We start from the raw sequence: 25,165 nt of genomic DNA, 5'->3' as shown, positions 1-25,165 counted from the left end.
TCGCCTGCGTGGCGTAGTCCAGTGGCCAGATGTCGTCCGGAGACCCTTCGCACAGCGTCTGGCCACTGGACTACCCCGACGTGCGCGTGGACCCCGTCACGGCTGCGCTCAGGCGGCGCGGCGGTAGCGGAGGTACTTCCGCCGCTGCCGGTCGGTGAGCGCACGTCGCTTCTCGACGGTGTCCGTGGTGGTCCACCACTCGGGCGGGGAGAGCGTCCAGCCGCGCGGCCCGCGGCGCGCGGCCCGCCGTGCGGCGGCGTGGAGCCGCGCGGTGAACGCGTCGAGGTCGCCCCAGTCGGGCGCGAGCATGGCGACCGGCTCGAGGCCGAGGTCGCGGTAGGCGTCCTCCTTCACGGCGTCGCCCGACGCGCCCACGAGGGTGAGGTGGCTGTCGCCGTGGTAGAGGCCGACCACGCCCGTGACGGGGTCGACCATGTCCGGGGTCCCGACGTGCCTGCCGTCCAGGTCGAACACCGGGACGTTGCACCGCGGCCGCGGGAGCCCGGCGCGTCGCGTCCACACGCCGCGCATCCGGGTCTCCCGCGGCGACCACGAGTTCTCGTCGGCCTCGACGAGTGCGTCGCGCGCCCGCTGGATGCCGGTGACCGGCCCGAGCTGCGCGACGTACGCCGTGACCTCGGCGATCGACACGAGGTCGGCGTAGCACGCCATGTCGATGGCCTCCACCGCGGCGCCGAGGTCGGCGGCGTACCGCATCTCGAAGGTCACCGACCTCACCGCCCGGGTCAGGGGCAGTCCGTCCACGACCTCGATCTCGTCCGGGTGCAGGAACTCCTGGCTCACCGAGAACCCCGGCTGCGCCACCAGGTGGCGCCGCGCCACGAGCACCACGTCGCGCCGCCCGACCCCGCCGACCGTCCCGTCGAACCACGCCGCGCGTGACCAGTGCAGGGCGGCCCACCCCGTGACCGCCTCGTCGTCGTGCAGCACCGCGGCGGCCTCTGCGATGCGCTGGTCGGCGCTCACCGTCACCGCTGACGGCACGTAGAGCCCGCGGCTGGTCGTGCGCCAGCGTGGGCCACGCGCCTGCCCCGGCGTCGGGCCGCTGAGTCCCGTGGCGTCGATCGGCACGGGCACGACGACGCCCGCGCGGGTCGCGGGCCACCGGAGGCTGGTCATGGTGCGAGCGTTCCCCGCCGGCAGCGGGCGTACCGGTCCTCCACAGGCCGTTTCCAGCCGCCGGGCCGGGGTAGTCCAGTGGCGAGACGTCGCCAGTACGGGAGTCCTGCAGCGGCTGGCCACTGGACTACCCGTCGGCGACAGCAGCTCGCCACTGGACTACACCCGGCCGGCCCGCACGGGACCCCCGATGTCAAAGAAACTTGACATCGAGCCGCCATCAGGCCCACGATGATGTCAAAGAACTTTGACACACGAGAGGACGCCATGACCACCACCCGGACACGCTGGACCATCGCCGCCGCGGCCGGCACGGCCGTCGCCGCCGTCGTGGGGTTCGTCGCCGCCACGACGCGGGACGACGCCCCCGACACCGTCACCTTCGCGGTCTTCGCAGCGATGACGCTGCCGTTCGCCGTCGCGCTCGTGGCGATCGGGCTCGACCGCACGGAGCACCCCGAGCAGGCCGAGGAGTCCATCGAGTCCCAGTGGACGACCCGCGCCAGCAGCGGCGCCTTCTACGACACCATCGTCGCGATGGGCGTGACCGTGTTCGTCGCGTCCGTGCTGGACTGGAACGCGCTGCCGCTGTGGATCTTCGTCCTGCTCGGCCTGGCCGACATGTCGGCGCGCCTGGTGATCCTCCAACGCCGGGAGGGCTGATGCACAACCGGCTCCGCGTCCTCCGGGAGGAGGCCGGGCTGTCCCAGTCGGAGTGCGCGGACGCGCTCGGGGTCTCGCGCCAGACGGTCATCTCGATCGAGAAGGGGCACTTCGACCCCCGCCTCTCGCTGGCCTTCCGGATCGGACGGCTCTTCGACGTCGCCGTGGACGAGGTGTTCACGCCCGAGGACTGAATCCATTTGCCGCCCCCGCCCGCGGACCGGTTGGGTTGCCCCCATGAGCTTCGACGGCATGTGGCTGCCCACCGACCAGGACCCGCGGATGCAGGACCTCCAGCCCACCCGCGGTGAGAAGGAGTGCCTCGTGGGCTACCTCGAGCACTACCGCCAGACGCTCGCGCTCAAGTGCAACGGGCTCGACGCGCAGCAGCTGGCGACGAAGGCGGTGCCGCCGTCGAACATCTCCCTGCTGGGCCTGGTGCGCCACATGGCGCGGGTGGAGCAGAGCTGGTTCCGCCGGGTGATCGAGGAGCGGATGGACCTCCCGCGGCTGTTCCAGGAGGAGGGCGGCGACACCGGGTTCACCTTCCCCGAGGCCGACGACGACCTCGTCCGCGAGGCGCACGCGCTGTGGCAGGGCGAGATCGCCTACGCCCGCGAGGTGCTCGACCGCACCGACCTCGACACCGTCGTCGACGTCCACGGCGAGCCGACCGAGGTGCGCGACATCATCGTGCACATGATCGAGGAGTACGCGCGCCACTGCGGGCACGCCGACCTCGTCCGCGAGCGCGTGGACGGACGCACCGGGCAGTAGCCCGCGATGCCCACCCCCTCGGGTGGCTTCCGTACCCTTGGCGCGTGACTGCTGCCTCCGGCTACGGCCTGCTGACCCTCCACACCGGCGCGTCGGGCGACTCCGTCCTCGACGCCTGGTTCCCCTCCCCCGTGCTCGGCGCGACCGAGGGCGACGCGCCTGCGGAGCTGACCGCGCTGGAGGGCGAGGACGAGGCACGCGGCGTACGCCGCGAGGTGCGGCTCGTGGAGGTGGCCGACCTCGCGGACGCGCCCGCGAGCACCGAGGACGTCTGGCTGCGGCTGCACCTGCTGTCCCACCGGCTGGTGCGCCCGCACGGGCAGTCCCTCGAGGGGATCTTCGGCCTGCTGGCCAACGTCGTGTGGACCTCCGCCGGTCCGTGCGCGGTCGAGGGCTTCGAGGCGACCCGCGCCCGCCTGCGCGCGGCCGGCCACCACGTCACCGTCCTCGGGGTCGACAAGTTCCCCCGCATGACCGACTACGTCCTGCCCACGGGCGTCCGCATCGCCGACGCCGACCGCGTCCGCCTCGGCGCCCACCTGGCCGAGGGCACGACGGTCATGCACGAGGGCTTCGTCAACTTCAACGCCGGCACCCTCGGCACCTCGATGGTCGAGGGCCGCATCTCGGCCGGCGTGGTCGTCGGCGACGGCTCCGACGTCGGCGGCGGCTCGTCGATCATGGGCACCCTCTCGGGCGGCGGCAAGGAGACGATCTCGGTCGGCGAGCGCTGCCTGCTCGGCGCCAACGCCGGCATCGGCATCTCGCTCGGCGACGACTGCGTCGTCGAGGCGGGCTGCTACGTCACCGCCGGCACGAAGGTCACCGTCACGGACCTCGACGGCAAGCCGCAGGTCGTGAAGGCGGCCACGCTCTCGGGCGCCGACAACGTGCTGTTCCGCCGCAACTCGGTGTCCGGTGCCATCGAGGCCGTGCCGTGGAAGGGCGACGGCATCGCCCTCAACGCGGCGCTGCACGCCAACTAGCACCCCGGGACGCACGCCCATGCCCTCCCTGCGCACCGTCGCCGTCGGCGCGGTCGCCGCGCTGGGCGCCGCCGTGACCGTCGTGGTGCTCGTCGACCGCGACGGGGTCGACCTGCTGTCGACCACCGGCTGCACGGTCGAGGTCGGTGGCCACACCGTCGAGGTCGACCTCGAGCAGGCCCAGAACGCCGCCCTCATCACCGCGATCTCGGTCGAGCGGGGCATGCCCGCGCGGGCCGCGAGCATCGCGCTCGCCACCGCGTTCCAGGAGTCGAAGCTCTACAACATCGACTACGGCGACCGCGACTCCGTCGGGCTGTTCCAGCAGCGCCCGTCGCAGGGCTGGGGCACGGTCGACCAGCTGACCGACCCGGTCTTCGCGACCAACGCGTTCTACGACGCCCTCGCGAAGGTCGACGGCTACGAGACGATGGAGATCACCGTCGCGGCGCAGGAGGTGCAGCGCTCGGCCTACCCGGACGCGTACGCCGACCACGAGGAGGACGGCCGGGCCCTCGCCTCCGCGCTGACCGGCAACTCCCCCCGCGCGATGTGGTGCGAGGTGCCCGGCGACCGCGAGGAGGCCGGCGACGTGCTCGACGAGAGCGGCCTGGTCGAGCGGGCCGCGGCCGTGCGCAGCGACCTCGAGGAGCGGTTCGGCACGCTGTCGCTCGGCGGGTTCGAGCCCGGCGGCGTCTCGACCGGGCACATGGAGGGGTCGGCGCACTACGAGGGCCGCGCGATCGACATCTTCTACCGTCCGATCGACGCGGAGAACCGCAAGCGCGGATGGGCGATGGCGAGCTACCTCGTGGCCAACGCCGACCGGCTCGCGATCCGGACGCTCATCTTCGACGGGCGGATCTGGCAGGCCGGCTCCGACGACGGCTGGCGGCGCTATCGCGTGCCGTCGTCCTCACGCGGCGACCGGGCGATCCTCGAGCACCGCGACCACGTCCACGTCGACGTCTTCGACTGACGGCCCCCCGAACCGGACCGAACCAGACCGGACCAACCCGGACCGGACGCACTCAGGGGCGCTGCTGCCAGTCCGGCTGCGCCCCGACGGCCAGCACGGTGCGGCCGAAGCCGTCGGCCCGCGCCCGCACCACGACCGACTGGCCGTCACGGGTCGTCGACAGCGCCAGGAAATGCCCGGACGGTGACGGGGCGCCGCCGGTGTCACCGTCGAGGGAGCGGAAGCCGGGGTAGACGATGCGGGTCGGCTGCGGCTCGTCGCCGTAGGGTCCGAAGTCCTCGAGCGTGTAGCCGAACTCGCTGCCCGGCCCCCAGAACAGGTCGCTCCACAGGTGGTAGCCGCAGCAGTCCGCGCCGGAGGCGTCGTACTGCCGCAGCTCCTGGGTGTCGACGACGTAGTGGTCGAGCCGGTCGTCGAAGTAGCAGTCGCCGTGGTTGACCACGGCGATCCGGCCGTCGGGCGACCAGGAGAGGTAGCGGTCGACCGGGACCGGTCCGCGGACCCCGGTGTCTCCCACGTCGCAGAAGCCGCCGGTCGGGTAGCCGAGGGCCTGCTGCACGCCGAACGGCGGCTGGGAGGCGACCGTCATCAGCTGACCCTGGCCGTCGGCGAAGGCGAGGCGCTTGCCGCCGGGTGCCCACGACGCGCCCTCGCTGCTCACGTCGCCGGTGGTGGTGACCGCGCGCTGGCGCCCGCCGCCGGACGACATCACCCAGATGTCGCGGCGACCGCCGGCCTCGTGCAGGTAGGCGATCCGCTGGCCGTCGGGCGACCACTGCGGGTGGGTGTTGGTGCCGCTCGTGGTCAGCTGTCGCACGTCGCCGCCCCAGCGGTCCATCGAGAAGACCTGTCCGCCGCGGACGAAGGCGATGCGGCCGTCGAGGCCCGCGCGACGCGCGTGGGCGGTGGCCGGGCGGGCGTCCGCCGACGCGGCGGTGGGCGCCGAGGCCCCGGCCGCACCGGCGCCGGTGCCGACGCCGGCGAGGAGTGCGGCGAGCCCGGTGGTGAGCGCGACGAGCGCGGTCGTGAGCGTGCGGCGTGGCGTGCGGTGCGGCATGTGGACTCCTGTCCCGAGCACGTGGCTGGTCCCTGCCACGCTAGGAACGGGACGGCCCCGGTGTCATCACCCGGAGTGGGTAACAGGAGCAGCCGTCGGCTCAGAAGGCGGTGCGGACCGCCGCCATGTCGTCGGCGCCGTGGCCGGACGCGCTGGCCTGCTCGAACAGGTCGAGCACCGCGGTCAGCAGCCGGTCGTCGGTCGAGCTGGCCCGCGCGGCGTCGCGGATCAGGCCGAGGTCCTTGCGGACCCCGTCGACGGCGAAGGACGGCGGGTAGTCCCCCGCGAGCATCGCCGCGCCCTTGACGTGGGCGTACGGCGTGTCGACCGCGCCGCCCTCGAGCGCGGCGAGGAACAGCTGCGGGTCCAGGCCCAGCGCCTCGGCGAGCGCGACGGACTGCCCGACCGCGGCCGTCAGCGTCGCGACCCACGCGTTGCAGACGAGCTTGAGCCGCGCGGCCTCGCCCGGACGGGTCCCGGCGCGGACCACGCGCGACCCGATCGCGTCGGTCACCGGGCGTGCCGCCTCGAGCGCGGCGTCCTCCCCCGCGGCGAGCACGACCAGCGCGCCCTGCTCGGCCGGCGCCTTGGTGCCGAGGACCGGGGCGTCGACCAGCAGCCAGCCACGCTCGCCGGCGAGGGCAGCGACGCGCTCGGTGCCGTCGACGCCGATCGTGGCCGCCTGCACCCACACGCATCCCGCAGGGAGGGAGACCTCGGTCATCACCTCCAGCACGGACACCGTGTCGAAGAGGATCGTCACCACGGCCTCCGCCCCGGCGACGGCGTCGGACGCGCTGGCCGCGACCCGGGCGCCGTCGGCAGCCAGCGGCTCGGCGCGCGCGGCCGTCCGGTTCCAGACGGTGACGTCGTGTCCCTCGCGCAGCAGCGAGCGGGCCATGCCCGCGCCCATCGTCCCCGTGCCCAGCACCGTCACCCGCATGTCAGCCTCCGGCTCGCGCCTCCCGGGTGCCGGACCCGCCGTCCGGCACCAGACGGTCCAGCCTGCCGCACACCCGCGGGCGGCAGGTCACCCGGCGAGGCGGGAGACCGCGGCGGCGACGCGCTCGTCGGTGGCGGTGAAGGCGACCCGGACGTGGTGCCGCCCGGCGGTGCCGTAGAAGTCGCCCGGCGCGACGAGGATCCCGCGGTCGGCGAGCCAGGCCACGGTCGACCAGCAGTCCTGCGGGCCCGCCTCGGTCCGGCGCTGCGCCCAGAGGTAGAGCGAGGCCTCGGAGTGGTCGATGGTGAAGCCGGCGCCCTCGAGCGCGCCCTTCAGGGCCGCGCGGCGCGCGGCGTAACGGGCATGCTGCTCCTCGACGTGGGCGTCGTCGGCCAGGGCCTCGATCATCGCGCGCTGCTGCGGTCCGGGCATCTGCAGGCCGAGGTTCTTGCGGATCGCGAGCAGCTCGCCGACCAGCGCCGGGTCGCCGGCGAGGAAGGCGCAGCGGTAGCCCGCGAGGTTGGAGCGCTTGGACAGCGAGTGGACCGCGAGCAGGCCGTCGAGCGAACCCCCGTTGACCTGCGGGTCGAGGATCGAGAGCGGACGCTCGCCCTCCCACGCACACTCGATGTAGCACTCGTCCGAGACCAGCACCGTGCCGCGCTCGCGGCACCAGTCCACGACCTTGCGCAGGTGGTCGAGCGGCAGGACGCGGCCGCTCGGGTTGGCCGGGCTGTTGAGCCACAGCAGCCGCGGGGTGCGGGGGCCGAACGCGGTGAGCGAGTCGGTGGCGAGGCTGTCGGCGCCGGCGAGCGCGGCCCCCACCTCGTAGGTCGGGTAGGCCAGGGCGGGGTAGCCGACCAGGTCACCCGGGCCGATGCCGAGGTGCAGCGCCATCGAGGCGATCAGCTCCTTGGAGCCGGTCACCGGCAGCACGCCGTCGAGCCCGAGACCGGTCACGCCGTGACGACGCGCCAGCCAGTCGATCGCCGCCTGCCGGGTGGCCTCGAGGCCGATGGTCGTCGGGTAGCCGGGCGAGTCCGCCGCGGCCCGCAGCGCCTCCTGCACGACCTCGGGGGTCGGGTCGACGGGGGTGCCGACCGAGAGGTCGACGATCCCGTCGGGGTGCGCGCGGGCCGTGGCGGCGTGGGCCGTGAGCTTGTCCCAGGGGAAGTCAGGGAGACGCTGCGAGACCTTCCGGTGGTCTCGTGACGGTCGCTGCGCGACCTCCTCGACCATCGGAAGGTCGGTCACTCGTCGTGCTCCTGCGGGGGCAGCGCGGCGACGAGCGCGTGGTCGGCGTCGATGACGCCCATCTTCGCGGCACCGCCGGGCGAGCCGAGGTCGTCGAAGAAGTGGACGTTGGCGTCGTAGAAGCCCTTCCACTCCTCCGGGGTGTCGTCCTCGTAGAAGATCGCCTCGACCGGGCACACCGGCTCGCAGGCACCGCAGTCGACGCACTCGTCGGGGTGGATGTAGAGCATCCGCTTGCCCTCGTAGATGCAGTCGACGGGGCACTCGTCGACGCACGCGCGGTCCTTGAGGTCGACGCACGGCTGGGCGATGACGTAGGTCACCAGGTCCTCCTGAAGACGGCTGAGCACGGACGGGATCGTCAGCGCGCCCACTCTAGTATCCGTGCCGTGGACGACACGCCGGAACCCCAGCCCGTGGGCAGGCACTCCCTCGGACCGCACGTGGTCGGCCGGCGCGTGGTGGTCCGGCACCTGCTGCCCGACGGTCGCGCGAGCGACGTGCTCGGGACCTGCACGGCGTGGGACTGGGAGACCCTGACCGTCGACCGCGACGGCCACGGCCCGGTCGCGATCCCGCTCGCCGACGTCGTGACCGGCAAGCCCGTGCCCCCGCGCGCGTCGGTCCGCTCCCGGGTGCCGGCCTCCGAGGTCGAGCGGCACGTCGAGGCGCTGTGGGCCGAGGTCACCACGGAGCCGCTGGGCGCGTGGACGCTGCGCGCCTCGCCCCCGCACGGCGGCCGGCTGCGTCGCCGCGGCAACTCGGTGCTCGCGATGGAGGACCCGGGCATCGGCTGGGCCGACGCCGTCTGGCGGGTCCGCGAGTTCTACGCCGCTCGCGACCAGGCCCCGCTCGCGCAGGTGCGCCTCGGGAGCGACGAGGAGGAACGGCTGGCCACGCTGGGCTTCGCGCCGACGGGCTCCGGCGACGCCCACGCCCAGCTGGCGCCGGTCGCGCAGCTCGCCCGGGCCACCCGCGGCGTCACCACGGACCTCCCGTCGCGCACCGACGAGTCACCGGCCGAGGCCACGGTCGTGCTGGCCGACGGCGTCGCACGCGGCCGCGGGGTGCTGTCCGGCGACTGGCTGCTCGTCGAGGGGCTGGAGGTCGACCCGGACCACCAGCGGCGCGGCCTGGCGACGTACGTCCTCGGCGAGCTCGTCGACTGGGGCGCCTCCCGCGGGGCGCGCACCGCGATGCTGCACGTCGAGGTGGCCAACGACGGCGCGCTCGCGCTCTACGACCGGCTCGGGTTCCGCACCCACCACACCAACCGCTACCTCGTCCTCACGAGCGGCTGAAGAGGCGCTGCGACGCACGCAGCACGCGCGCCCACAGCAGCCGCTGGAGCACCAGCACGACGACGCCGGCGATCACCATCCCGGCGAGGTTGACCCCGAGCTGGGCGACCGAGCCGCGCATCTCCGAGGGCGCCCACGTGCCGAGCGCGAGCGCGAGGTTGCCGGCAGCGGGGACGGTCGTGACGGAGATGAACACGCCGACCATCGCGTTGGCCCGGGCGGTGGTCATCGCCAGCACGCCCGCCGCGCCCGCGATCAGCGCCACGATGAATGACCACCGGTCGGGGTGCCAGATGAAGCCGGTCTGCGGCCGCGGCCGGGTGACCATGTCGGCCGTGACCAGGCCCGTCAGCGAGGCCACGAGGGCGAGCACGGTGACCACCGCGATCGCGATCACGAAGCTCAGCACCAGCAGCCGCAGCGCCCGCCACGTCAGCCCGAGCCGGCCGAAGACCAGGCCCGTGGCGATCGCCGCCACGGTGCCGAACTCGGGCCCGACCACCATGGCGCCGATCACCAGCACCGAGGAGTCGGTGATCACGGCGATCGCGGCGAGCAGGGTGGCCAGCGTGAGGAAGACGTGGAACGACACCGTCGGCCGGCTCGCGGAGTAGCACTCGTCGATCACCGACTCCCAGATCACCGCGTCCTCCGGGTCGCCGGGGGCGGTGCGCTCGAGGTGGCGGGCCGCGGCGAAGGGCGTCGCGGTCGGGGTGGTGACGACGATGCCGCCGCTCTCGTGCAGGCCGAGCGTCTTGAGCCGGTCGATGAGCTCTCCGACCAGCTCGCGCGCGACGTCGCACTCGACGAGGTCGCCCACGGGCGAGCGGGACGCACCGACGAGGACGGTGAGGTTCGCTGAGCGGTGCTGGTCCTCGAGCAGCGCGACGACGTCGTCGGTGAGCGCGGTCGGGACGGTCAGCCGCAGGTGCACGAGCATGCGCCGGAGCCTAGACGCCGCAAACGAGTTGCCCGCGGACCTCCTCGTCGCCCACGATGGCGTCGACGAGTGCGGGGCCTGACGAACCCCCGACGTCCCGGGCAGCCGGGCGCCGAGCAGCACTCGTCCGTGCGTACGACGTCACCGACGAGAGGCCGGCAGCTGTCGGCGAAGGTGTGGTGGCACCGCGATCTGGCCCCCGCCCACACCTCCAGGGCTCCACACACCTGGAGGAAAAGATGAGAACGCTCTGCCACGACCTGACCGCCGCGACGCCCGGGACGGAGGTCGTCCTCGAGGGCTGGGTGCACCGCCGCCGCGAGCTGGCGCGGGTCACCTTCCTCGTGCTGCGCGACCGCAGCGGCCTGGCCCAGGTGGTGCTGCCGGCCGGCGACGCCGTGCCGCCCGAGGAGACGACGGTCCGGGTCACCGGCACCGCGACCGCCAACGAGCAGGCGCCCGGCGGCGTCGAGGTCACCTCGGCGGTGGTCGAGGCGCTGACCGACGACGCGCTCACCCCGCCGGCCGAGCTGTGGCGTCCGGCTCTCGACGTCTCGCTGCCGACCCTGCTCGACCACGCGCCGGTGCTGTGGCGCCACCCCGCCCAGCGCGCCCGCTGGGAGCTCGCCGCCGCGTCCCTGCAGGGCTTCCGCAGCACCCTCGACGGGCTCGGCTTCACCGAGATCGCCACGCCCAAGCTGGTCGGGACCGCGACGGAGTCGGGGTCGTCGGTCTTCGAGGTCGACTACTTCGGCCGCCCGGCCTACCTCGCGCAGAGCCCCCAGTTCTACAAGCAGCAGATGGTCGGCGTCTTCGAGCGCGTCTACGAGGTCGGGCCGGTCTTCCGCGCCGAGCCGCACGACACGGTGCGCCACCTCGCGGAGTACCGCTCGCTCGACGTCGAGCTCGGCTTCGTGCGCGACCACCGCGACGTGCTGGCGGTGCTGCGCGAGGTGCTCGCCGGCATGGTGGCGGCCGTCTCCGGCCGGGACGACGCCGTCGCCCGCACCGGCGCGCGGGTGCCGGTCGTGCCGGCGGAGATCCCGGTGATCCACTTCGCCGACGCCCTCGCGCTGGTCGGTGCACCGGCCGACGAGCCCGACCTGGCACCCGAGCACGAGCGCGCCCTCGGCGCCTGGGCGCTGGCCGAGCACGGCAGCGACTTCGTCGCGGTCGAGGGCTACCCGATGGCGAAGCGGCCGTTCTACACGCATCCGTGGACGGGCAGTGGTTTCGAGGCTCGCTCCGCTCGCACCTCGACCACCGAGCACAGCAACAGCTTCGACCTGCTCTTCCGCGGCCTCGAGCTGGTCACCGGCGGGCAGCGGCTGCACCGCGCGGGCGACTACGAGGCGGCGCTGCTCGCGCGCGGCGAGGACCCGGAGACGCAGGCGGCGTACCTCCAGGCGTTCCGGCACGGGATGCCGCCGCACGGTGGCTTCGCGATCGGCCTCGAGCGCTGGGTCGGCCGGCTCGTGGAGGCCGCGAACGTCCGCGAGGTGACGCCGTTCCCGCGCGACCTGCACCGGCTGGCGCCGTAGGTCTCGTGACGGGGAGGTCGCCGGCGGCTCAGCCGTCGGTGGCGTCGGGGTTGGTGCAGATGACGGTGTCGCTGGGGATGTAGGTCGTGCTGAACGTCTCGGGGTCACGCTGCTCGGTGTTGGCGCCGACCGGCCGGAAGTAGCGGACCACGTCGATGTCGAAGCCGCCGAAGCCGGTGTTGGGGTGACACTTCAGCGTGTCGATGCGCCGCGTCTTCGGCTGGGTCGGGTTGTGCCGCTCGCCGGTCGTGGTCGTGACGTCCCACCACTTGGTGGACCACATGCTCACCGTCGCCACGCCCGACGACGACGGGGTCGACGGCGTCACGTCGGCCTGGATCAGCACGCCGTAGGGGGTGTCGTTGGTGAAGCGCAGGTCGACCGCGCCCCACGCCACGGTCGCCTCGCGACCGACCGGGTAGCGGTCGATGTAGAACGAGTGCGGCTTGTGCTCGACGTCCTCGAGCCCGGCGAAGAACATCGCGTTGAACGTCGTGGTCGCCATCTGCGAGACGCCGCCGCCGAGGTCCTGGACGAGGATGCCGTCGTTGATGATGTAGCCCTCGGTGAAGCCGTTGGCCTCGGTGCGCTCGCCCACGGTGTCGTTGAGCGAGAAGGTCTCCCCCGGCTCGAGCAGCGTCCCGTTGATGAGCTCGGCCGCGCGACCGATGTTGACGTTGCGGTACTCCGCGTAGGGGAAGTAGGTCGTGAAGCTGGAGACCTTCTCCTTCACCTTCAGCGCCCGGGCCTGCTTGGTCGTGAACTCCGGCTGCGCGACCTGGGCGTCGAGCGCGAGCGTGCGCTGGCCCTGGGGCTGGGCCACGACGTCGAGGAAGCCGGCCTCGAGCTGTGCCTGGTCGAAGGTGACGCCGGGCTTGGCCGGCACCACCTGCGGGCGACCGTCGACGAGCTGGACGCTCGCGTCGACCGGGGCGCCGGTGGTGACCTTCGCGCCGACCACCTCGGCGAGCTTCGCCGGGTCGAGGGTCGGCACCAGCGTGCCGTCGGTGGGCACCAGGCTGAGCGCGGCGGCGTAGTCCTTCGGGAAGACCTTGACCGACGAGCCCTGGAAGTCGATGGTGACCGGCGCCGCGACGGCGGGTGAGGCGAACGAGTCGAGCGCCGCCTGGACGTCCGTGTCGTCGATCGCCGGGACCACGTCGGTCGTCTCGAGCTCGACCGTGCCCGGCTCGTCGGCGAGGTACGCCGCGCGCAGGGCGGCCAGCGTGTCGGCCGGGTCGAGCGCACGACCGGTCACCGCGGGGGTCCGGGTGATCTCACCGCCCTCGAAGGCGACTGCGCCGTCGACCGCCGCCTCGCCGTGCTGGTCGTCGAGCGTCGTGAGGTAGGCGTTGTAGGCCGTGTCGTCGACGACCACCTCGGCCTCGGTGGCGTCTCCACCGGTGAAGTAGTTCCAGAGCCGGACCGGGTCCCAGGTGCTCTCGCCGCCGGCCTCCGCGACCGACGCGTCGTAGTCGACGTCGAGGCCGGCGGCCGCCGGGTCGATCGACACCGGCTGGCCGTCGACCGTGGTGGTGATGTCGCGGGCGACCTTGTCGGCCAGGCCGGCCTGGAGGCGCTCGGCGGCCTCGCCCTGCGGGTGCCCGCCGATGTCCACGCCGGAGACCGTGGTGCCGCGCGGCACGCGGTCGCCGGCGACGTAGTGGGCGGCCGCGTAGGACCCGCCGAAGAGCACGACCAGCCCGACCAGGAGCCATCCGACGACGGACGCGCCCGCCCGGTCACGGGGCTCTGCGGACTTGCTGGGGTTCTTCGGCACGCGGCGATTCTAGGAGGCGGGACCGAGCGATCCGGGATCCGCGGCGCCGCCGGCCGGTCCCTCGTGGGGCCGTCCCGGGCCCGACGCGACGGTCAGCACCGCCGTCACGAGCAGCACGCCCGACCCGGCCAGGAACGACCACCCGGGAGCGTTCGCGGCCACGAGGAAGCCGCCGGACGGCAGGGCGAGCGCACCTCGCACGACCGGCACGCACCAGCCGATCGCGAAGCCGAGGCGTACGGTCCCGGCGGGCAGCCAGGCCGTGACGACCACGCCGGTGACGAGGGCCAGCGCGAGCCCCCACCACTGCTGGTGCAGGAGCGTGCCGGCCGCGCCGGACACCGCTCCCACGACGAGGGCGCCGAGCGTCCCCACCAGCCTCCTCACGGGCCGGGTCACAGGCCGGCGAAGAGGTCCTCCTCGAACCCGTCGGCGCCGAGCGGGCCGGGCGTGCCCTTGACGAGGCGGTAGTACTCGTCGGACCACCACGAGTGGCCGCTCTCGGCGCCCGAGAAGAAGTGGCCGTCCTGCTCCACCTGCGTGGCGTGCTTGCGCAGCGCGTCCATCTTGCGCTGGACCGTGGCGCTGCCGTCGACGCGCGCGCTGATCAGCTCGTCGGGGGTCACGAAGGGCGGCAGCTTGCCGTCGGGCTCCATGCCCTTGAAGGTCTCGGTGTCGCCCGACTCGCGCAGCTGGCGCAGGCTCTCGCGCATCCGCGACTCGCTCATCGCGGTCCAGTAGATCTTGGCGACGTCGTGGGGCTCGCCCAGGTCGAGCCGGTACGACGGCGCGGCGGCGAGCTGGGAGGCGTACATCGCGACGCGGTGGGCCTGGATGTGGTCGGGGTGGCCGTAGCCGCCGAACTGGTCGTAGGTCACCAGCACCTGCGGGCGGACCTCGCGGATCACCTTCACCAGCTCGTCGGCGGCCTCGGTGAGGTCGGCGGTCCAGAAGGCGTTGTCGGGGATCTCCTCCGCCGCGATGGCGTGGCCGTCCTCGTGCCAGGCCATCCCGGAGTCGTGGAAGCGGCCGTAGCCGCCGAGGAAGCGGTGGTCGGTCACCCCGAGGACGGCCATCGCCTCGTCGAGCTCGCCGCGGCGGTGCTCGCCGAGCCCGCCGTCGTTCTCGTACGCGAGGTGGGACAGCGCGGGCACAAGCACCTCGCCCATCTCGCCTGCCGTGCAGGTGACCAGCGTGACGCCGACCCCCGCGTCGACGTAGCGCGCCATCGTGGCGCCGTTGTTGATGCACTCGTCGTCGGGGTGGGCGTGGACGAGCAGGATCCTGCGGTCGTTCTGCGACATGTACCTCAGCCTAGGTCGGGGCGCTTGACGGTCCTCGGTGCCGTCGGGAGGTCCAACGGCGCGAGCGGGGTCGGGTGTTCCCCCGCCTGCTCGTCGCCCTCGTCGAGCCAGCCGTCGTGGGTGTCGACGAGCACCTCGAGCATGAACGCCGGGGCGTCGCTGACCACCGCCCACGGGTGGTCCTCGTCGTCGTCCTCCCCCGCCAGCCGCTCGCGCTCGACGCGCGCCTCGAAGCCGTCCGCCACCAGCCGCGCGACCACCGCCCGCGCGTCGGCCTCGTCGAAGAAGATCGCCCTCACGCCGGCCATTCTCCCCTGCGCCCTCCGGTCCTGGCACGACCCGGCCCACATGCTCGGGCCCGTCCGTCTCCGTTGCGGCACGGGGTGTGTCAGATCGCATGGGCGATGGCGCCGGGACCCGGCACAGGGCGTGTCACCACCCGGCACCCACGCGGGCCTGTCCCGTCGGGTGGGGCAGCGGGAAAGGGCGCGTCGCTAGGGTCGGCTCCATGGAGCCATCAGGCGGGTGGACCGGGCCGACCGCGGGCGAGCCGGCGTACGTCGAGGGGCTGCACCTCGAGCGCACCGACGAGGACGTGCGCGAGATCGCGGCCCTCGCGGACCTGCTCGGCGAGCCGACGGGCCTCGGCGGCCTGCTCGACGACCTGCGCTGGCCGCTGCGCCGGGCGCGGGTGGTGCCGCGGCTGCTCGGGCGGGCGGTGCGCGAGGCGTACCGCTGGGACCGCTACGACGAGCGCGACGAGGCGTGGTACCCGCAGGGCATCTCGACCAGCGCCGACGCCTCCGACACCGAGGACGTCGACGGGCGGCGGGTGCTCGTCACCACGTGGTACTCGACCGGGAAGGACGGGGTGAAGCGCGGCTCGCGGGTCACCTTCGTCGACCTCGACTCGCGGCGCTACCGCCACGTGCTGCTCGTCCAGGCGGCGTTCGACGAGGACGGCTCGCTGACGCTCGAGCCGATGAACATCCACGCCGGCGGCATCGTGTGGGCCGGGCCCTACCTCCACGTCGCGGCCACCAGCCGCGGCTTCGTGACCGCCCGCGTCGACGACATCATGCGGGTGCCGGGCGACGACGACCACCCCGACCGCTTCGGCATCGAGGGGCGCACGCTCCACTCCTACGGCCACCGCTACGTCCTGCCGGTGCGCTTCACCTACCGCGCCCACACCGACGAGGGGCAGGAGCGGCTGCGCTACTCGTTCCTGTCGCTCGACCGGCGCTCGACGCCGCCGGCGCTCGTGGCCGGCGAGTACGCCCTCAAGGCCGGCGCCACGACCCGGCTCGCCCGCTTCCCGCTCGACCCCGCGACCGGGCAGCTGGCCACCGGCGACGACGGGTTCTCCCGGCCGCTGGCGATCGACGACGGTGGCGTGCGGCAGATGCAGGGCGCCGTCCTCGCCGAGGGTCGCTACCACGTGACCGTGTCGCGCGGGCCGTGGATGCCCGGCTCGGTCTGTGCGGGCGAGCCCGGCTCGATGCGCGTGCACCGGTGGGCGCTGCCGATGGGTCCGGAGGACCTGAGCTGGTGGCCGTCGACCGACCGGCTCTGGTCGGTCACCGAGCACCCGCGGCGGCGCTGGATCGTCTCGATGGACCGCCGCCGCTTCGACTGACGCGTCCGTGACGTCTCAGGGCCGCAGGGTCGCCGGCAGCCGCTCGAAGCCGCGCAGGATGCGGGTCTCGCGCCGCCGCGCGCCCGGCTCGAGGCGCAGGTCGGGGTAGCGCTCCCAGATCGTGCGCAGCCCCACGTCGCCCTCCATCCGGGCGAGCTGGGCGCCGAGGCAGTGGTGCCGCCCGGAGGAGAACGCGATGTGGTCGCGGGCGTTCGCGCGGGCGACGTCGAAGCGCAGCGGGTCGGGAAACACCTCCGGGTCCCGGTTGGCCCCGCCGAGCACCGCGGTCACCATCGAGCCCGCGCGCACGGTCGTCCCGGCCAGCTCGGTGTCGCGCTGGGCCATCCGGGCGGTCAGCAGCACCGGCGGGTCGAGCCGCAGCGCCTCCTCGACGACGTTGGGCCACAGCGACGGATCGGCGCCGACGCGGGCGCGCTCCCCGGGGTGGTCGTGCAGCAGGGCGATGCCGTTGCCGAGCAGGTTGACGGTCGTCTCGAAGCCGGCCGCGAGCACCAGGCCCGCGGTCGCCTTGAGCTCGGTCTCGTCGAGGCCGCGCCCCTCGTCGCGGACGGCCACCAGCTCGCTGAGCAGGTCGTCGCCCGGCGAGCGGTGCAGCTGCTCGAGGTGCTGCCCGAGCCACGTGTCGAACTGCGCGAGCGCCCGCGAGACCGAGCGGTAGCGGCGCAGGCCGAGCCCGAAGTCGAGGCTGGGAGCAGCGGCGGAGCCGAAGTCGAGCACCCGGGCGCGCTCGGCCTCGGGCACGCCGAGGATCTCCGCGATGACCGTGACGGGCAGCAGGGAGCAGTAGGACTCGACGAGGTCCACCTCGTCGTGAGCGCGCGGCTCGAGGTCGTCGAGCAGTCCGGCCGCGATCTCCTCGGTGCGCTCGCGCAGCCGGTCGACCGCCCGCATCGTGAACACCCGCGTGACCAACCGGCGGTAGCGGGTGTGGTCGGGCGGCTCCGTGACCAGCAGCGACGGCGGCTCGACCGGGTGGAGGGTGCGCGGCGCCGCCCAGCGGGCGACCCGGCCGATCGGGCCCTGGTCGGTCGGGAAGCCGGTCCGGAAGTCGTCGCTGGTCAGCACCTCGCGCACCGTCGCGTGGCTGGTGGCGACGTAGCCGAGCTGCGAGCGGTAGAGCGGCCCGCGCGCGCGGATCTCCTCGACGAGGTCGAACGCCTCGCTGCCCCTGCCCCCGGTCCGCACCAGTCGGGCGTGCAGGTCGCCCCGGTCGGCGGCCCGGCGCAGGATCAGCGTGGGCAGGCCGTGGGCCACCCCCCAGTGGACCGTGGACCTCATGGCCCGACCCTAGCCCCGGGGTGCCTAGGCTCGATGCCATGTGGCTGCTGATCGACCTCCTCCTGGTGGGCCTGTTCGCGGTCGTCGGCCGGCTGAGCCACTACGGCTCGCTGACCCTCGGCGGCTGGTGGACCACGGCGTGGCCCTTCCTCACCGGCGCCCTGCTCGCGTGGGCCGTGCTGGCACTGACCCGCCGCCCGCCGGCGGCACTCCTGTCGGGGGTCGTGGTCTGGCTGGGCGCGCTCGTCGGCGGCATGCTGCTGCGCCGCGCGAGCGACCAGGGCACCGCGACGTCGTTCGTCGTCGTCGCGACCCTCGTCCTCGGCGTGCTGCTCCTCGCGCCTAGGCTCGGTGCACGTGCCCGACGCTGACCCCCGCACCACCTCCCCCCGCACCGTCTCGAAGGCCGTCCCGTACGCCGTCCTGGTCGCCGCCGTCGTCCTGGTCTCGGTCAACCTCCGCCCCGGCGCGTCGTCTCCGGGACCGGTGCTGGAGGAGGTGCGCGACGGCCTCGGCATGAGCGCCGGGGTCGCCGGCGCGATGACCGGCCTGCCCGGCCTCTGCTTCGGCGTGGTCGGCGCCCTGGCCGTCGCGTTCGCCCGCCGCGTCGGCATGACCGTCGGCATCGCGCTCGGCCTCGCCGCCGCGACGACCGGCCTGCTGCTGCGGGTCACCACCGACAGCGTCCCGGTCTTCCTCCTCTTCACCGTGCTCGCCCTCGCCGGCATGGCGGTCGGCAACGTCCTCGTCCCGGCGTGGATCAAGGCGCACGGACACGCCGTGGTGCTGATGACCGTCTACGGCACCGGGCTCGTCGTGGGCGGCACCATCGGGTCGCTGGCCACCGCGCCGGTCACCGAGGCGACCGGGTCGTGGCAGACCGGGCTGGGCATGTGGGGGCTGCTGCTCGCCGTGTCCCTGCCGCTGTGGGCCTGGCTCGCGCTGCGCGAGCGCCGGTCCCCGGCCGAGCACCAGGTCAGCGACGAGGCGCCGTCCGGCCGGGTGGTCCACTCGCCCACGGCGGTCGCGCTCACCGTCCTGTTCGGCGTGCAGTCGATGCACGCGTACGTCCAGTTCGGCTGGCTCCCGCAGATCTACCGCGACGCCGGGCTGTCCGCGTCGCACGCCGGAGCCCTGCAGGCGCTGCTCTCGAGCGTCGGCATCCTCGGCGCGCTCGCGATGCCGACGGTGATCGCCCGGGGGCGCGGCCTGCGCCCGCTGACGGTGTCGTTCGGGGTGCTGCTCGCCCTCGGGTACGCCGGCCTGCTGGTCGCCCCGGCGACCGTCCCGTGGCTCTGGGCGCTCCTGCTCGGCCTGTCCGGCCTGGCCTTCCCCACGGCGATCGCGCTGATCACCGCGCGCACACGTCACCCCTCGGTGACCGCCCAGCTCTCCGGCTTCGTGCAGCCGGTCGGCTACGCGCTCGCCGCGATCGGGCCCTTCGCCGTCGGGCTGCTGCACGACGCGACCGGCGGCTGGTCGCTGGTGCTGGTGCTGCTCGCGCTGACCTCGGTGCCGCTCGCGCTCGCCGGCTGGCGGGTGGCCGCGCCGACGTACGTCGACGACGAGATCTGACCCGCTCAGCCCCGCCCGCGCCCGCCGAGGCGGTGGTGGACGGCGACCGGTGCCTCGCCGAGGTGCCCGACACCGCTCCGCGGCTGCAGGTGGCGCATCGGCACGCCGGAACGGGCCCGGTCCTCGGCGTCGCGGCGGCGCTGCCGGCGGTCCAGCCAGGCCACGACGGCCGCCAGCGCGAGTCCCCCCGTGATCCAGATCACCCCTCGACGGTAGACCCGTCGGCCTGCTCTGTCAGGATCTGCGCGTGAGCCAGTGGGTGGTGGTCGTCGGCGGGACCAACATGGACGTCGTCGCCCGCACGTCCGGCCCGCTCGTCGCCGCGACCAGCAACCCCGGCCACACCCGGATCTCCCCCGGCGGGGTCGGCCGCAACGTCGCCGCGTGCCTCGGCCTGCTCGGCACGCCGGTGCGGCTGGTGTCCGCCGTCGGCCAGGACGCGTTCGGCGACGAGGCGCTCCGCGTCACCGCGGCCTGCGGCGTCGACGTGTCGGCAGTACGCCGCGTGCCGGGCGCCGCGACCGGGACCTACACCGCCGTCCTCGACCACCACGGCGAGCTCGTCTCGGCCGTCTCGGACATGGCGGTCGTCGACGCCCTCGAGCTCGACACCCTCCACCTCGGCGATGCCGCCCTCGTCGTCGTCGACGGCAACCTCGCGCCCGCGCAGGTGGCGAAGGTCCGCGCCGCCGCGTCCGCCGCCGGTGTGCCCGTCGCGCTCGAGCCGGTCTCCGTCGCCAAGGCGGCGCGGCTGGCCTCCGAGGTGCAGGAGCTGTTCCTCGTCACCCCCAACTCCGACGAGGTCGGCGCCCTCGTCGGCCGCCCGCACGACCCGTGGAGCGCGGTCGACGACCTCTGGGACCGCGGCGTCGGGCTCGTGTGGCTGCGCGAGGGCGCCCGCGGCTCGTACGTCTGCCGCGAGGGCGTCCGTCCGGTCCACCTGCCCGCGATCCCGGTCGAGGTCGTCGACGTCACCGGCGCGGGCGACGCCATGCTCGCCGGCTGGATCGCGGCCTCGCTGCGCGGTGCCGACCCGGTGGAGGCCGCCCGCGAGGGCCACCGCGCCGCAGCCGCGACGATCACCAGCCCGCACACCGTCCGACCCGACCTGCCCGAGGCGATGAGCGCCCTCGAGCCCCCGACTCCGAGAGAGGTCACCGATGTTGACGATCACTTCCGAGGTGCGTGACGCGCTCGACTCCGGGCAGCCCGTCGTCGCGCTGGAGAGCACGATCATCAGCCACGGCATGCCCTACCCGCAGAACGTCGAGATGGCCCGCACGGTCGAGGGCATCGTCCGCGACGGCGGCGCCGTCCCGGCCACCATCGCCGTGCTGCACGGCCGGCCGACGATCGGCCTGTCCGCCGACGACCTCGAGCTGCTCGCCTCGGACGAGTCGGTCATGAAGGTCTCCCTCCGCGACCTGCCCTACGTCGTCTCGCGCGGGCTGCACGGCGCCACGACCGTCGCGTCGACGATGCGCCTCGCGGCACTCGCCGGCATCGACGTCTTCGTCACCGGCGGGCTCGGCGGCGTGCACCGCGGCGCGGAGACGTCGTACGACGTGTCGGCCGACCTCACCGAGCTCGCCACCACCTCGGTCGCCGTCGTCTGCGCCGGCGTGAAGAGCATCCTCGACATCGGCCTGACCCTGGAGAAGCTCGAGACCCTCGGCGTCCCGGTCCTCGGCTACGGCACCGACGAGTTCCCGTCGTTCTACTCCCGCTCGTCCGGCTTCGCCGCGCCGATGCGGGTCGACTCCGCCGCCGAGGTCGCGGCGCTGATGCAGGCCAAGTGGGACATGGGCCTCGCCGGCGGTGTCGTCGTCGCCAACCCGGTCCCGGCCGAGAGCGAGATCCCGGCCGGGGAGATCGGCACGATCATCGACCGGGCGCTGGCCGACATGGACGCGCTCGGCATCACCGGCAAGGACACCACGCCCTACCTCCTCGGCCGGATCGTCGAGCTCACCGACGGCTCCTCGCTGCGCACCAACATCGCGCTCGTCGAGCACAACGCCCGCCTCGGCGCCGCGATCGCGCGGGCCCGCGCGGCGCGCTGAGGCGGGTCAGCGCAACGACACGCCGACACAAGATGTGGTCCCACACATCTCGCGCAGACCTACATATGGTGGTGCACGCGGCTGGTTCGCCGCGCCAAGCCGGGCGCGTCGAGGCAAGAGGGAACCCGGTGTGAGTCCGGGACTGCCCCGCAGCGGTGAGTGGGAACGACAGCCGTCACGAAGCACTGGGCCGGGAGGCCTGGGAAGCGACGGCCAGTAGGGGTCGACCGGAGGGATCCGGCAGGCGCGCCCGCGAGTCCGAAGACCTGCCAGCGCACCGCACCCGACCGGGTGCGGTGGTCCGAGGCCTCGTGGGAAGGCCGGTGGGCTCCGCACGACGCTGCGCCGCGACAGCCACGCACGCCTCGTACGCCCTCCCCTCCCCGCGTCGCCACGGACCCCGTGACGTCTCGCGAGGAGAGAGAAGTGACCATCACCGAGTCACCGGGCCGCACCGCCATGCAGGTCCGCAAGAGGAACGGCGACGGCGAGCCCGTCGACGTCAACAAGATCGTCCGAGCCGTCGACCGGGTGAGCGCCGACCTGGCGCACGTCGACCCGATGCGGGTCGCGACCCGCACCATCAGCGGGCTCTACGACGGCGCCACCACCGCCGAGCTCGACCGGCTGTCCATCCAGACCGCCGCGGAGATGATCGGCGAGGAGCCGCAGTACTCCCGGCTCGCCGGCCGGCTGCTCGCCGGCTACGTCGACAAGGAGGTCCGCAACCAGGGCGTCGCGTCGTTCAGCCAGTCGGTCGCGCTCGGTCACGCCGAGGGGCTGATCGGCGACGAGACGGCAGCGTTCGTCAAGGACAACGCCCGCAAGCTCGACTTCGCCGTCGACCACGACGCCGACCGGCGCTTCGAGTACTTCGGGCTGCGCACCGTCTACGACCGCTACCTGCTGCGCCACCCCTCGACCCGCCTGGTCATCGAGACCCCGCAGTACTTCCTGCTGCGGGTCGCGTGCGGCCTCGCGCAGAGCACCGGGGAGGCCATCGAGTTCTACCGGCTGATGTCCCGCCTGGCCTACCTCCCGTCGTCGCCGACGCTCTTCAACTCCGGCACCCGCCACACCCAGATGTCGTCGTGCTACCTGATCGACAGCCCGCGTGACGACCTCGACTCGATCTACTCGCGCTACGCGCAGGTCGCGAAGCTGTCGAAGTTCGCCGGCGGGATCGGCATCGGGTTCTCCCGCGTCCGCAGCCGCGGCGCGCTGATCCGCGGCACCAACGGCCAGTCCAACGGCATCGTGCCGTTCCTGCGCACCCTCGACTCGTCGGTGGCGGCGGTCAACCAGGGCGGGCGCCGCAAGGGCGCGGCGTGCGTCTACCTCGAGCCGTGGCACCCCGACGTCGAGGAGTTCCTCGAGCTGCGCGACAACACCGGTGAGGACGCCCGGCGCACCCACAACCTCAACCTCGCGCACTGGGTGCCCGACGAGTTCATGCGCCGCGTCGAGGCCGACGGGCAGTGGTCGCTGATCGACCCCGACCAGGCGCCCGAGCTGCCCGACCTCTGGGGTGCGGCCTTCGACGAGGCCTACCGCCGTGCCGAGGAGGAGGGACGCGTGGTGCGCACGGTCAGCGCCCGCGAGCTCTACGGCCGGATGATGCGCACGCTCGCCCAGACCGGCAACGGCTGGATGACGTTCAAGGACGCCAGCAACCGGACCTGCAACCAGACCCGGGACACCCCCGGCGGGCCCGTGGTGCACCTGTCGAACCTCTGCACCGAGATCATCGAGGTCTCCTCCGACGACGAGACAGCGGTGTGCAACCTCGGCTCGGTCAACCTCGCCCAGCACCTGCTCACCCCGGTGATCGAGGACGGCGCCCCGGCGGCTGTCACGAGACCCGGCCTCGACTGGGACGCGCTGCGCGCCACGGTCCGCACGGCGGTGCCGCTGCTCGACCGGGTGATCGACGTCAACTACTACCCCAGCGACGAGGCGGCCGCCTCCAACCCGCGCTGGCGACCGGTCGGGCTCGGGCTGATGGGCCTGCAGGACGTGTTCTTCGCGCTCGGGCTGCCCTTCGACTCCCCCGAGGCCCTCGAGCTCTCGACCCGGGTCTCGGAGGAGATCTACCTGACCGCCCTCGAGGTCAGCTGCGAGCTCGCCGAGCGGCACGGCCCGCACCCGGCGTACGCCGAGACCCGCGCCGCCGGCGGCGTCCTGCAGCCCGACCTGTGGGACGTCACCGGCACCCAGACCGAGCGCTGGGCCGCGCTGCGCGGGCGGATCGCGGAGCACGGGCTGCGCAACGCGCTGCTCGTCGCGATCGCGCCGACGGCGACGATCGCCTCGATCGCCGGCTGCTACGAGTGCATCGAGCCGCAGGTGTCCAACCTGTTCAAGCGCGAGACCCTGTCGGGCGAGTTCCTCCAGGTCAACACCGCCCTCGTGCGCGAGCTCAAGGCGCGCGGGTTGTGGACCCCCGAGGTGCGCGAGGAGATCAAGCGCGCCGAGGGCTCGGTGCAGGGGATCGCCGCGATCCCCGAGGACGTACGCCACCTCTTCCGCACCGCGTGGGAGCTCCCGCAGCGGGCGCTGATCGACATGGCCGCCGCCCGGCAGCCGTTCATCGACCAGAGCCAGTCGCTCAACCTCTTCATCGCCGGACCGTCGATCGGGAAGCTCTCGTCGATGTACCTCCACGCCTGGAAGTCCGGACTGAAGACGACCTACTACCTCCGCTCGCGTCCCGCGACGCGGATCCAGCAGACGACGACGTCGGTGAGCGCGCCGGCGCCCTCCCCCGTCGTCGAGACCACCCCGACCGTCCCCACCACCTTCTCCGACGACGAGGCGCTCGCCTGCTCGCTGGAGAACCCCGAGAGCTGCGAGGCCTGCCAGTGACCACCACGACCGACACCCCCGCCACCGACCACTCCGCGACGCGGATGCTGCTCGACCCGGGGATGAACCTCACCCTGCGGCCGATGCGCTACCCGCACTTCTACGACCGCTACCGCGACGCCATCAAGAACACCTGGACGGTCGAGGAGGTCGACCTGCACTCCGACCTCAAGGACCTCGCCCGGCTGAGCGACGCCGAGCGGCACCTGGTGTCACGGCTGGTGGCGTTCTTCGCCACCGGCGACACGATCGTGGCCAACAACCTGGTGCTCAACCTCTACCAGCACATCAACTCCCCCGAGGGCCGGCTCTACCTCTCGCGCCAGCTGTTCGAGGAGGCGGTGCACGTGCAGTTCTACCTGACGCTGCTCGACACCTACGTCCCCGACGAGACCGAGCGCCACGAGGCGTTCGCGGCGGTCGACAACATCGCCTCGATCAAGGCCAAGGCCGACTTCTGCTTCCGCTGGATCGACTCGGTCTTCGACCTCGACGCGCTCGAGACGCAGGAGCACCGGCGGAAGTTCCTGCTCAACCTGATCTGCTTCGCCGCGGTCATCGAGGGGCTGTTCTTCTACGGCGCGTTCGCCTATGTCTACTTCCTGCGCTCGCGCGGCTTCCTCAACGGCCTGGCGTCCGGCACCAACTGGGTCTTCCGCGACGAGTCGATGCACATGGCGTTCGCCTTCGACGTGGTCGACACGGTGCGCGAGGAGGAGCCCGAGCTCTTCGACGAGCAGATGGCGGCCGACGTGCGGCAGATGCTGGTCGACGGCGTCGACGCCGAGGCGCAGTTCGCCGAGGACCTGCTCGGCGGCGGTGTCGCCGGGCTGTCGACCGCCGACATGCGCAGCTACCTCGAGTACGTCGCCGACCGCCGCATGGAGCGCCTCGGGCTGCCGGTGATCTACGGCTCGAAGAACCCGCTGGCGTTCATGGAGCTGCAGGACGTGCAGGAGCTGTCGAACTTCTTCGAGCGCAAGGTCTCGGCCTACCAGGTCGGCGTCACCGGTGCGGTCGGGTTCGACGAGGACTTCTGAGCCGTCCGGTCCTTCTCGC

At 73.3% G+C, this 25,165-nt stretch carries 26 protein-coding genes and 1 riboswitch; of the genes, 14 read left to right on the top strand and 12 right to left on the bottom strand.

Annotated elements, in window-relative coordinates; translation table 11 throughout:
• Positions 1-108: 108 nt before the first annotated feature.
• Positions 109-1,140 carry a hypothetical protein gene (locus tag KDN32_RS04000; RefSeq protein WP_211730810.1) on the bottom strand — a complete coding sequence of 344 codons (1,032 nt, stop codon included), beginning with the start codon at positions 1,138-1,140 and terminating at the stop codon, positions 109-111.
• Positions 1,141-1,407: 267 nt separating this feature from the next.
• On the opposite strand from KDN32_RS04000, the gene KDN32_RS03995 reads away from it, so the two are divergent.
• From KDN32_RS03995 to KDN32_RS03975, 5 genes are read left to right on the top strand one after another with little or no spacing between them, the layout of a single operon-like run.
• The gene (locus KDN32_RS03995) at positions 1,408-1,803 is read left to right on the top strand and encodes a hypothetical protein (RefSeq protein WP_211730809.1); all 396 of its coding nucleotides are present in this window, start codon (positions 1,408-1,410) and stop codon (positions 1,801-1,803) included.
• Positions 1,803-1,997 carry a helix-turn-helix transcriptional regulator gene (locus KDN32_RS03990; RefSeq protein WP_211730808.1) on the top strand — a complete coding sequence of 65 codons (195 nt, stop codon included), beginning with the start codon at positions 1,803-1,805 and terminating at the stop codon, positions 1,995-1,997. Before KDN32_RS03995 ends, KDN32_RS03990 begins: the two co-directional genes overlap by 1 nt.
• A 43-nt stretch (positions 1,998-2,040) precedes the next feature.
• On the top strand, positions 2,041-2,580 hold the full coding sequence (locus tag KDN32_RS03985) for a DinB family protein (protein ID WP_211730807.1): 540 nt from the start codon (positions 2,041-2,043) through the stop codon (positions 2,578-2,580).
• A gap of 44 nt (positions 2,581-2,624) precedes the next feature.
• Positions 2,625-3,566 (top strand): 2,3,4,5-tetrahydropyridine-2,6-dicarboxylate N-succinyltransferase, encoded by a 942-nt coding sequence (dapD, locus tag KDN32_RS03980; protein ID WP_211730806.1) that lies wholly within the window; start codon positions 2,625-2,627, stop codon positions 3,564-3,566.
• Between the two features lie 19 nt (positions 3,567-3,585).
• Complete coding sequence (locus tag KDN32_RS03975; protein ID WP_211730805.1) at positions 3,586-4,545, top strand: VldE C-terminal domain-containing protein; 960 nt, start codon at positions 3,586-3,588, stop codon at positions 4,543-4,545.
• 52 nt (positions 4,546-4,597) lie between these two features.
• On the opposite strand, the gene KDN32_RS03970 is transcribed toward KDN32_RS03975, so the two are convergent.
• The 4 genes from KDN32_RS03970 to fdxA form a co-directional block, all read right to left on the bottom strand.
• The gene (locus tag KDN32_RS03970) at positions 4,598-5,602 is read right to left on the bottom strand and encodes a TolB family protein (RefSeq protein ID WP_211730804.1); all 1,005 of its coding nucleotides are present in this window, start codon (positions 5,600-5,602) and stop codon (positions 4,598-4,600) included.
• 100 nt (positions 5,603-5,702) lie between these two features.
• Positions 5,703-6,545, bottom strand: coding sequence for an NAD(P)-dependent oxidoreductase (locus tag KDN32_RS03965; RefSeq protein ID WP_211730803.1), 843 nt, complete (start codon positions 6,543-6,545; stop codon positions 5,703-5,705).
• An 87-nt stretch (positions 6,546-6,632) separates the two neighbouring features.
• Entirely contained in the window at positions 6,633-7,784 is a 1,152-nt protein-coding gene (gene dapC / locus KDN32_RS03960) for a succinyldiaminopimelate transaminase (protein WP_211732356.1), read from the bottom strand.
• An 11-nt stretch (positions 7,785-7,795) separates the two neighbouring features.
• On the bottom strand, positions 7,796-8,122 hold the full coding sequence (gene fdxA / locus KDN32_RS03955) for a ferredoxin (RefSeq protein ID WP_121138392.1): 327 nt from the start codon (positions 8,120-8,122) through the stop codon (positions 7,796-7,798).
• A gap of 66 nt (positions 8,123-8,188) precedes the next feature.
• Between fdxA and KDN32_RS23195 the strand changes: the two genes are divergently transcribed.
• Positions 8,189-9,100, top strand: coding sequence for a GNAT family N-acetyltransferase (locus KDN32_RS23195; RefSeq protein WP_211730802.1), 912 nt, complete (start codon positions 8,189-8,191; stop codon positions 9,098-9,100).
• On the opposite strand, the gene KDN32_RS03945 is transcribed toward KDN32_RS23195, so the two are convergent.
• On the bottom strand, positions 9,087-10,040 hold the full coding sequence (locus tag KDN32_RS03945; RefSeq protein ID WP_211730801.1) for a DUF389 domain-containing protein: 954 nt from the start codon (positions 10,038-10,040) through the stop codon (positions 9,087-9,089). The genes KDN32_RS23195 and KDN32_RS03945 overlap by 14 nt on opposite strands.
• A gap of 239 nt (positions 10,041-10,279) precedes the next feature.
• Here KDN32_RS03945 and aspS point away from each other — a divergent pair, with 239 nt between their 5' ends.
• Positions 10,280-11,581: an aspartate--tRNA(Asn) ligase gene (gene aspS, locus KDN32_RS03940; RefSeq protein ID WP_211730800.1), complete on the top strand. Its 1,302-nt coding sequence runs from the start codon at positions 10,280-10,282 to the stop codon at positions 11,579-11,581.
• Between the two features lie 28 nt (positions 11,582-11,609).
• On the opposite strand, the gene KDN32_RS03935 is transcribed toward aspS, so the two are convergent.
• From KDN32_RS03935 to KDN32_RS03920, 4 genes are read right to left on the bottom strand one after another with little or no spacing between them, the layout of a single operon-like run.
• Positions 11,610-13,361 carry a VanW family protein gene (locus tag KDN32_RS03935; RefSeq protein ID WP_211730799.1) on the bottom strand — a complete coding sequence of 584 codons (1,752 nt, stop codon included), beginning with the start codon at positions 13,359-13,361 and terminating at the stop codon, positions 11,610-11,612.
• Between the two features lie 9 nt (positions 13,362-13,370).
• Positions 13,371-13,736, bottom strand: a complete 366-nt coding sequence (locus KDN32_RS03930; protein WP_211730798.1) for a hypothetical protein — start codon at positions 13,734-13,736, stop codon at positions 13,371-13,373.
• A gap of 20 nt (positions 13,737-13,756) precedes the next feature.
• Positions 13,757-14,665, bottom strand: a complete 909-nt coding sequence (mshB, locus tag KDN32_RS03925) for an N-acetyl-1-D-myo-inositol-2-amino-2-deoxy-alpha-D-glucopyranoside deacetylase (RefSeq protein ID WP_211730797.1) — start codon at positions 14,663-14,665, stop codon at positions 13,757-13,759.
• A gap of 5 nt (positions 14,666-14,670) precedes the next feature.
• Positions 14,671-14,964 (bottom strand): hypothetical protein, encoded by a 294-nt coding sequence (locus KDN32_RS03920; RefSeq protein ID WP_307853696.1) that lies wholly within the window; start codon positions 14,962-14,964, stop codon positions 14,671-14,673.
• Positions 14,965-15,173: 209 nt separating this feature from the next.
• On the opposite strand from KDN32_RS03920, the gene KDN32_RS03915 reads away from it, so the two are divergent.
• Positions 15,174-16,304, top strand: a complete 1,131-nt coding sequence (locus KDN32_RS03915) for a hypothetical protein (protein ID WP_211730795.1) — start codon at positions 15,174-15,176, stop codon at positions 16,302-16,304.
• Positions 16,305-16,319: 15 nt separating this feature from the next.
• Here the strand turns inward: KDN32_RS03915 and KDN32_RS03910 are convergent, their stop codons facing one another.
• Positions 16,320-17,603, bottom strand: coding sequence for a cytochrome P450 (locus tag KDN32_RS03910; protein ID WP_211730794.1), 1,284 nt, complete (start codon positions 17,601-17,603; stop codon positions 16,320-16,322).
• 38 nt (positions 17,604-17,641) lie between these two features.
• Between KDN32_RS03910 and KDN32_RS03905 the strand changes: the two genes are divergently transcribed.
• Together KDN32_RS03905 and KDN32_RS03900 are read left to right on the top strand one after the other, a co-directional pair.
• Positions 17,642-17,974 carry a DUF3054 domain-containing protein gene (locus tag KDN32_RS03905; protein WP_211730793.1) on the top strand — a complete coding sequence of 111 codons (333 nt, stop codon included), beginning with the start codon at positions 17,642-17,644 and terminating at the stop codon, positions 17,972-17,974.
• Entirely contained in the window at positions 17,961-19,178 is a 1,218-nt protein-coding gene (locus tag KDN32_RS03900; protein ID WP_211730792.1) for an MFS transporter, read from the top strand. The genes KDN32_RS03905 and KDN32_RS03900 overlap by 14 nt, the downstream gene beginning before the upstream one ends.
• Positions 19,179-19,183: 5 nt before the next feature.
• Here KDN32_RS03900 and KDN32_RS03895 read toward each other — a convergent pair whose 3' ends face one another.
• Positions 19,184-19,381, bottom strand: a complete 198-nt coding sequence (locus KDN32_RS03895) for a hypothetical protein (RefSeq protein WP_211730791.1) — start codon at positions 19,379-19,381, stop codon at positions 19,184-19,186.
• Positions 19,382-19,425: 44 nt separating this feature from the next.
• Between KDN32_RS03895 and KDN32_RS03890 the strand changes: the two genes are divergently transcribed.
• The 4 genes from KDN32_RS03890 to KDN32_RS03875 all read left to right on the top strand — a co-directional run bounded on the left by KDN32_RS03890 (position 19,426) and on the right by KDN32_RS03875 (position 25,146).
• Positions 19,426-20,367, top strand: a complete 942-nt coding sequence (locus tag KDN32_RS03890; protein ID WP_307853694.1) for a carbohydrate kinase family protein — start codon at positions 19,426-19,428, stop codon at positions 20,365-20,367.
• Entirely contained in the window at positions 20,339-21,241 is a 903-nt protein-coding gene (locus KDN32_RS03885) for a pseudouridine-5'-phosphate glycosidase (protein ID WP_211730790.1), read from the top strand. Before KDN32_RS03890 ends, KDN32_RS03885 begins: the two co-directional genes overlap by 29 nt.
• Before the next feature lie 65 nt (positions 21,242-21,306).
• Positions 21,307-21,529, top strand: a riboswitch (cobalamin riboswitch).
• 138 nt (positions 21,530-21,667) lie between these two features.
• Entirely contained in the window at positions 21,668-24,106 is a 2,439-nt protein-coding gene (locus KDN32_RS03880) for a ribonucleoside-diphosphate reductase subunit alpha (RefSeq protein WP_211730789.1), read from the top strand.
• Positions 24,103-25,146, top strand: coding sequence for a ribonucleotide-diphosphate reductase subunit beta (locus tag KDN32_RS03875; RefSeq protein ID WP_211730788.1), 1,044 nt, complete (start codon positions 24,103-24,105; stop codon positions 25,144-25,146). Before KDN32_RS03880 ends, KDN32_RS03875 begins: the two co-directional genes overlap by 4 nt.
• Positions 25,147-25,165: the final 19 nt, after the last annotated feature.

It is taken from the genome of Nocardioides palaemonis (assembly GCF_018275325.1).
Taxonomy (GTDB): domain Bacteria; phylum Actinomycetota; class Actinomycetes; order Propionibacteriales; family Nocardioidaceae; genus Nocardioides; species Nocardioides palaemonis.
This window is presented reverse-complemented; position numbering and strand designations above follow the sequence as displayed.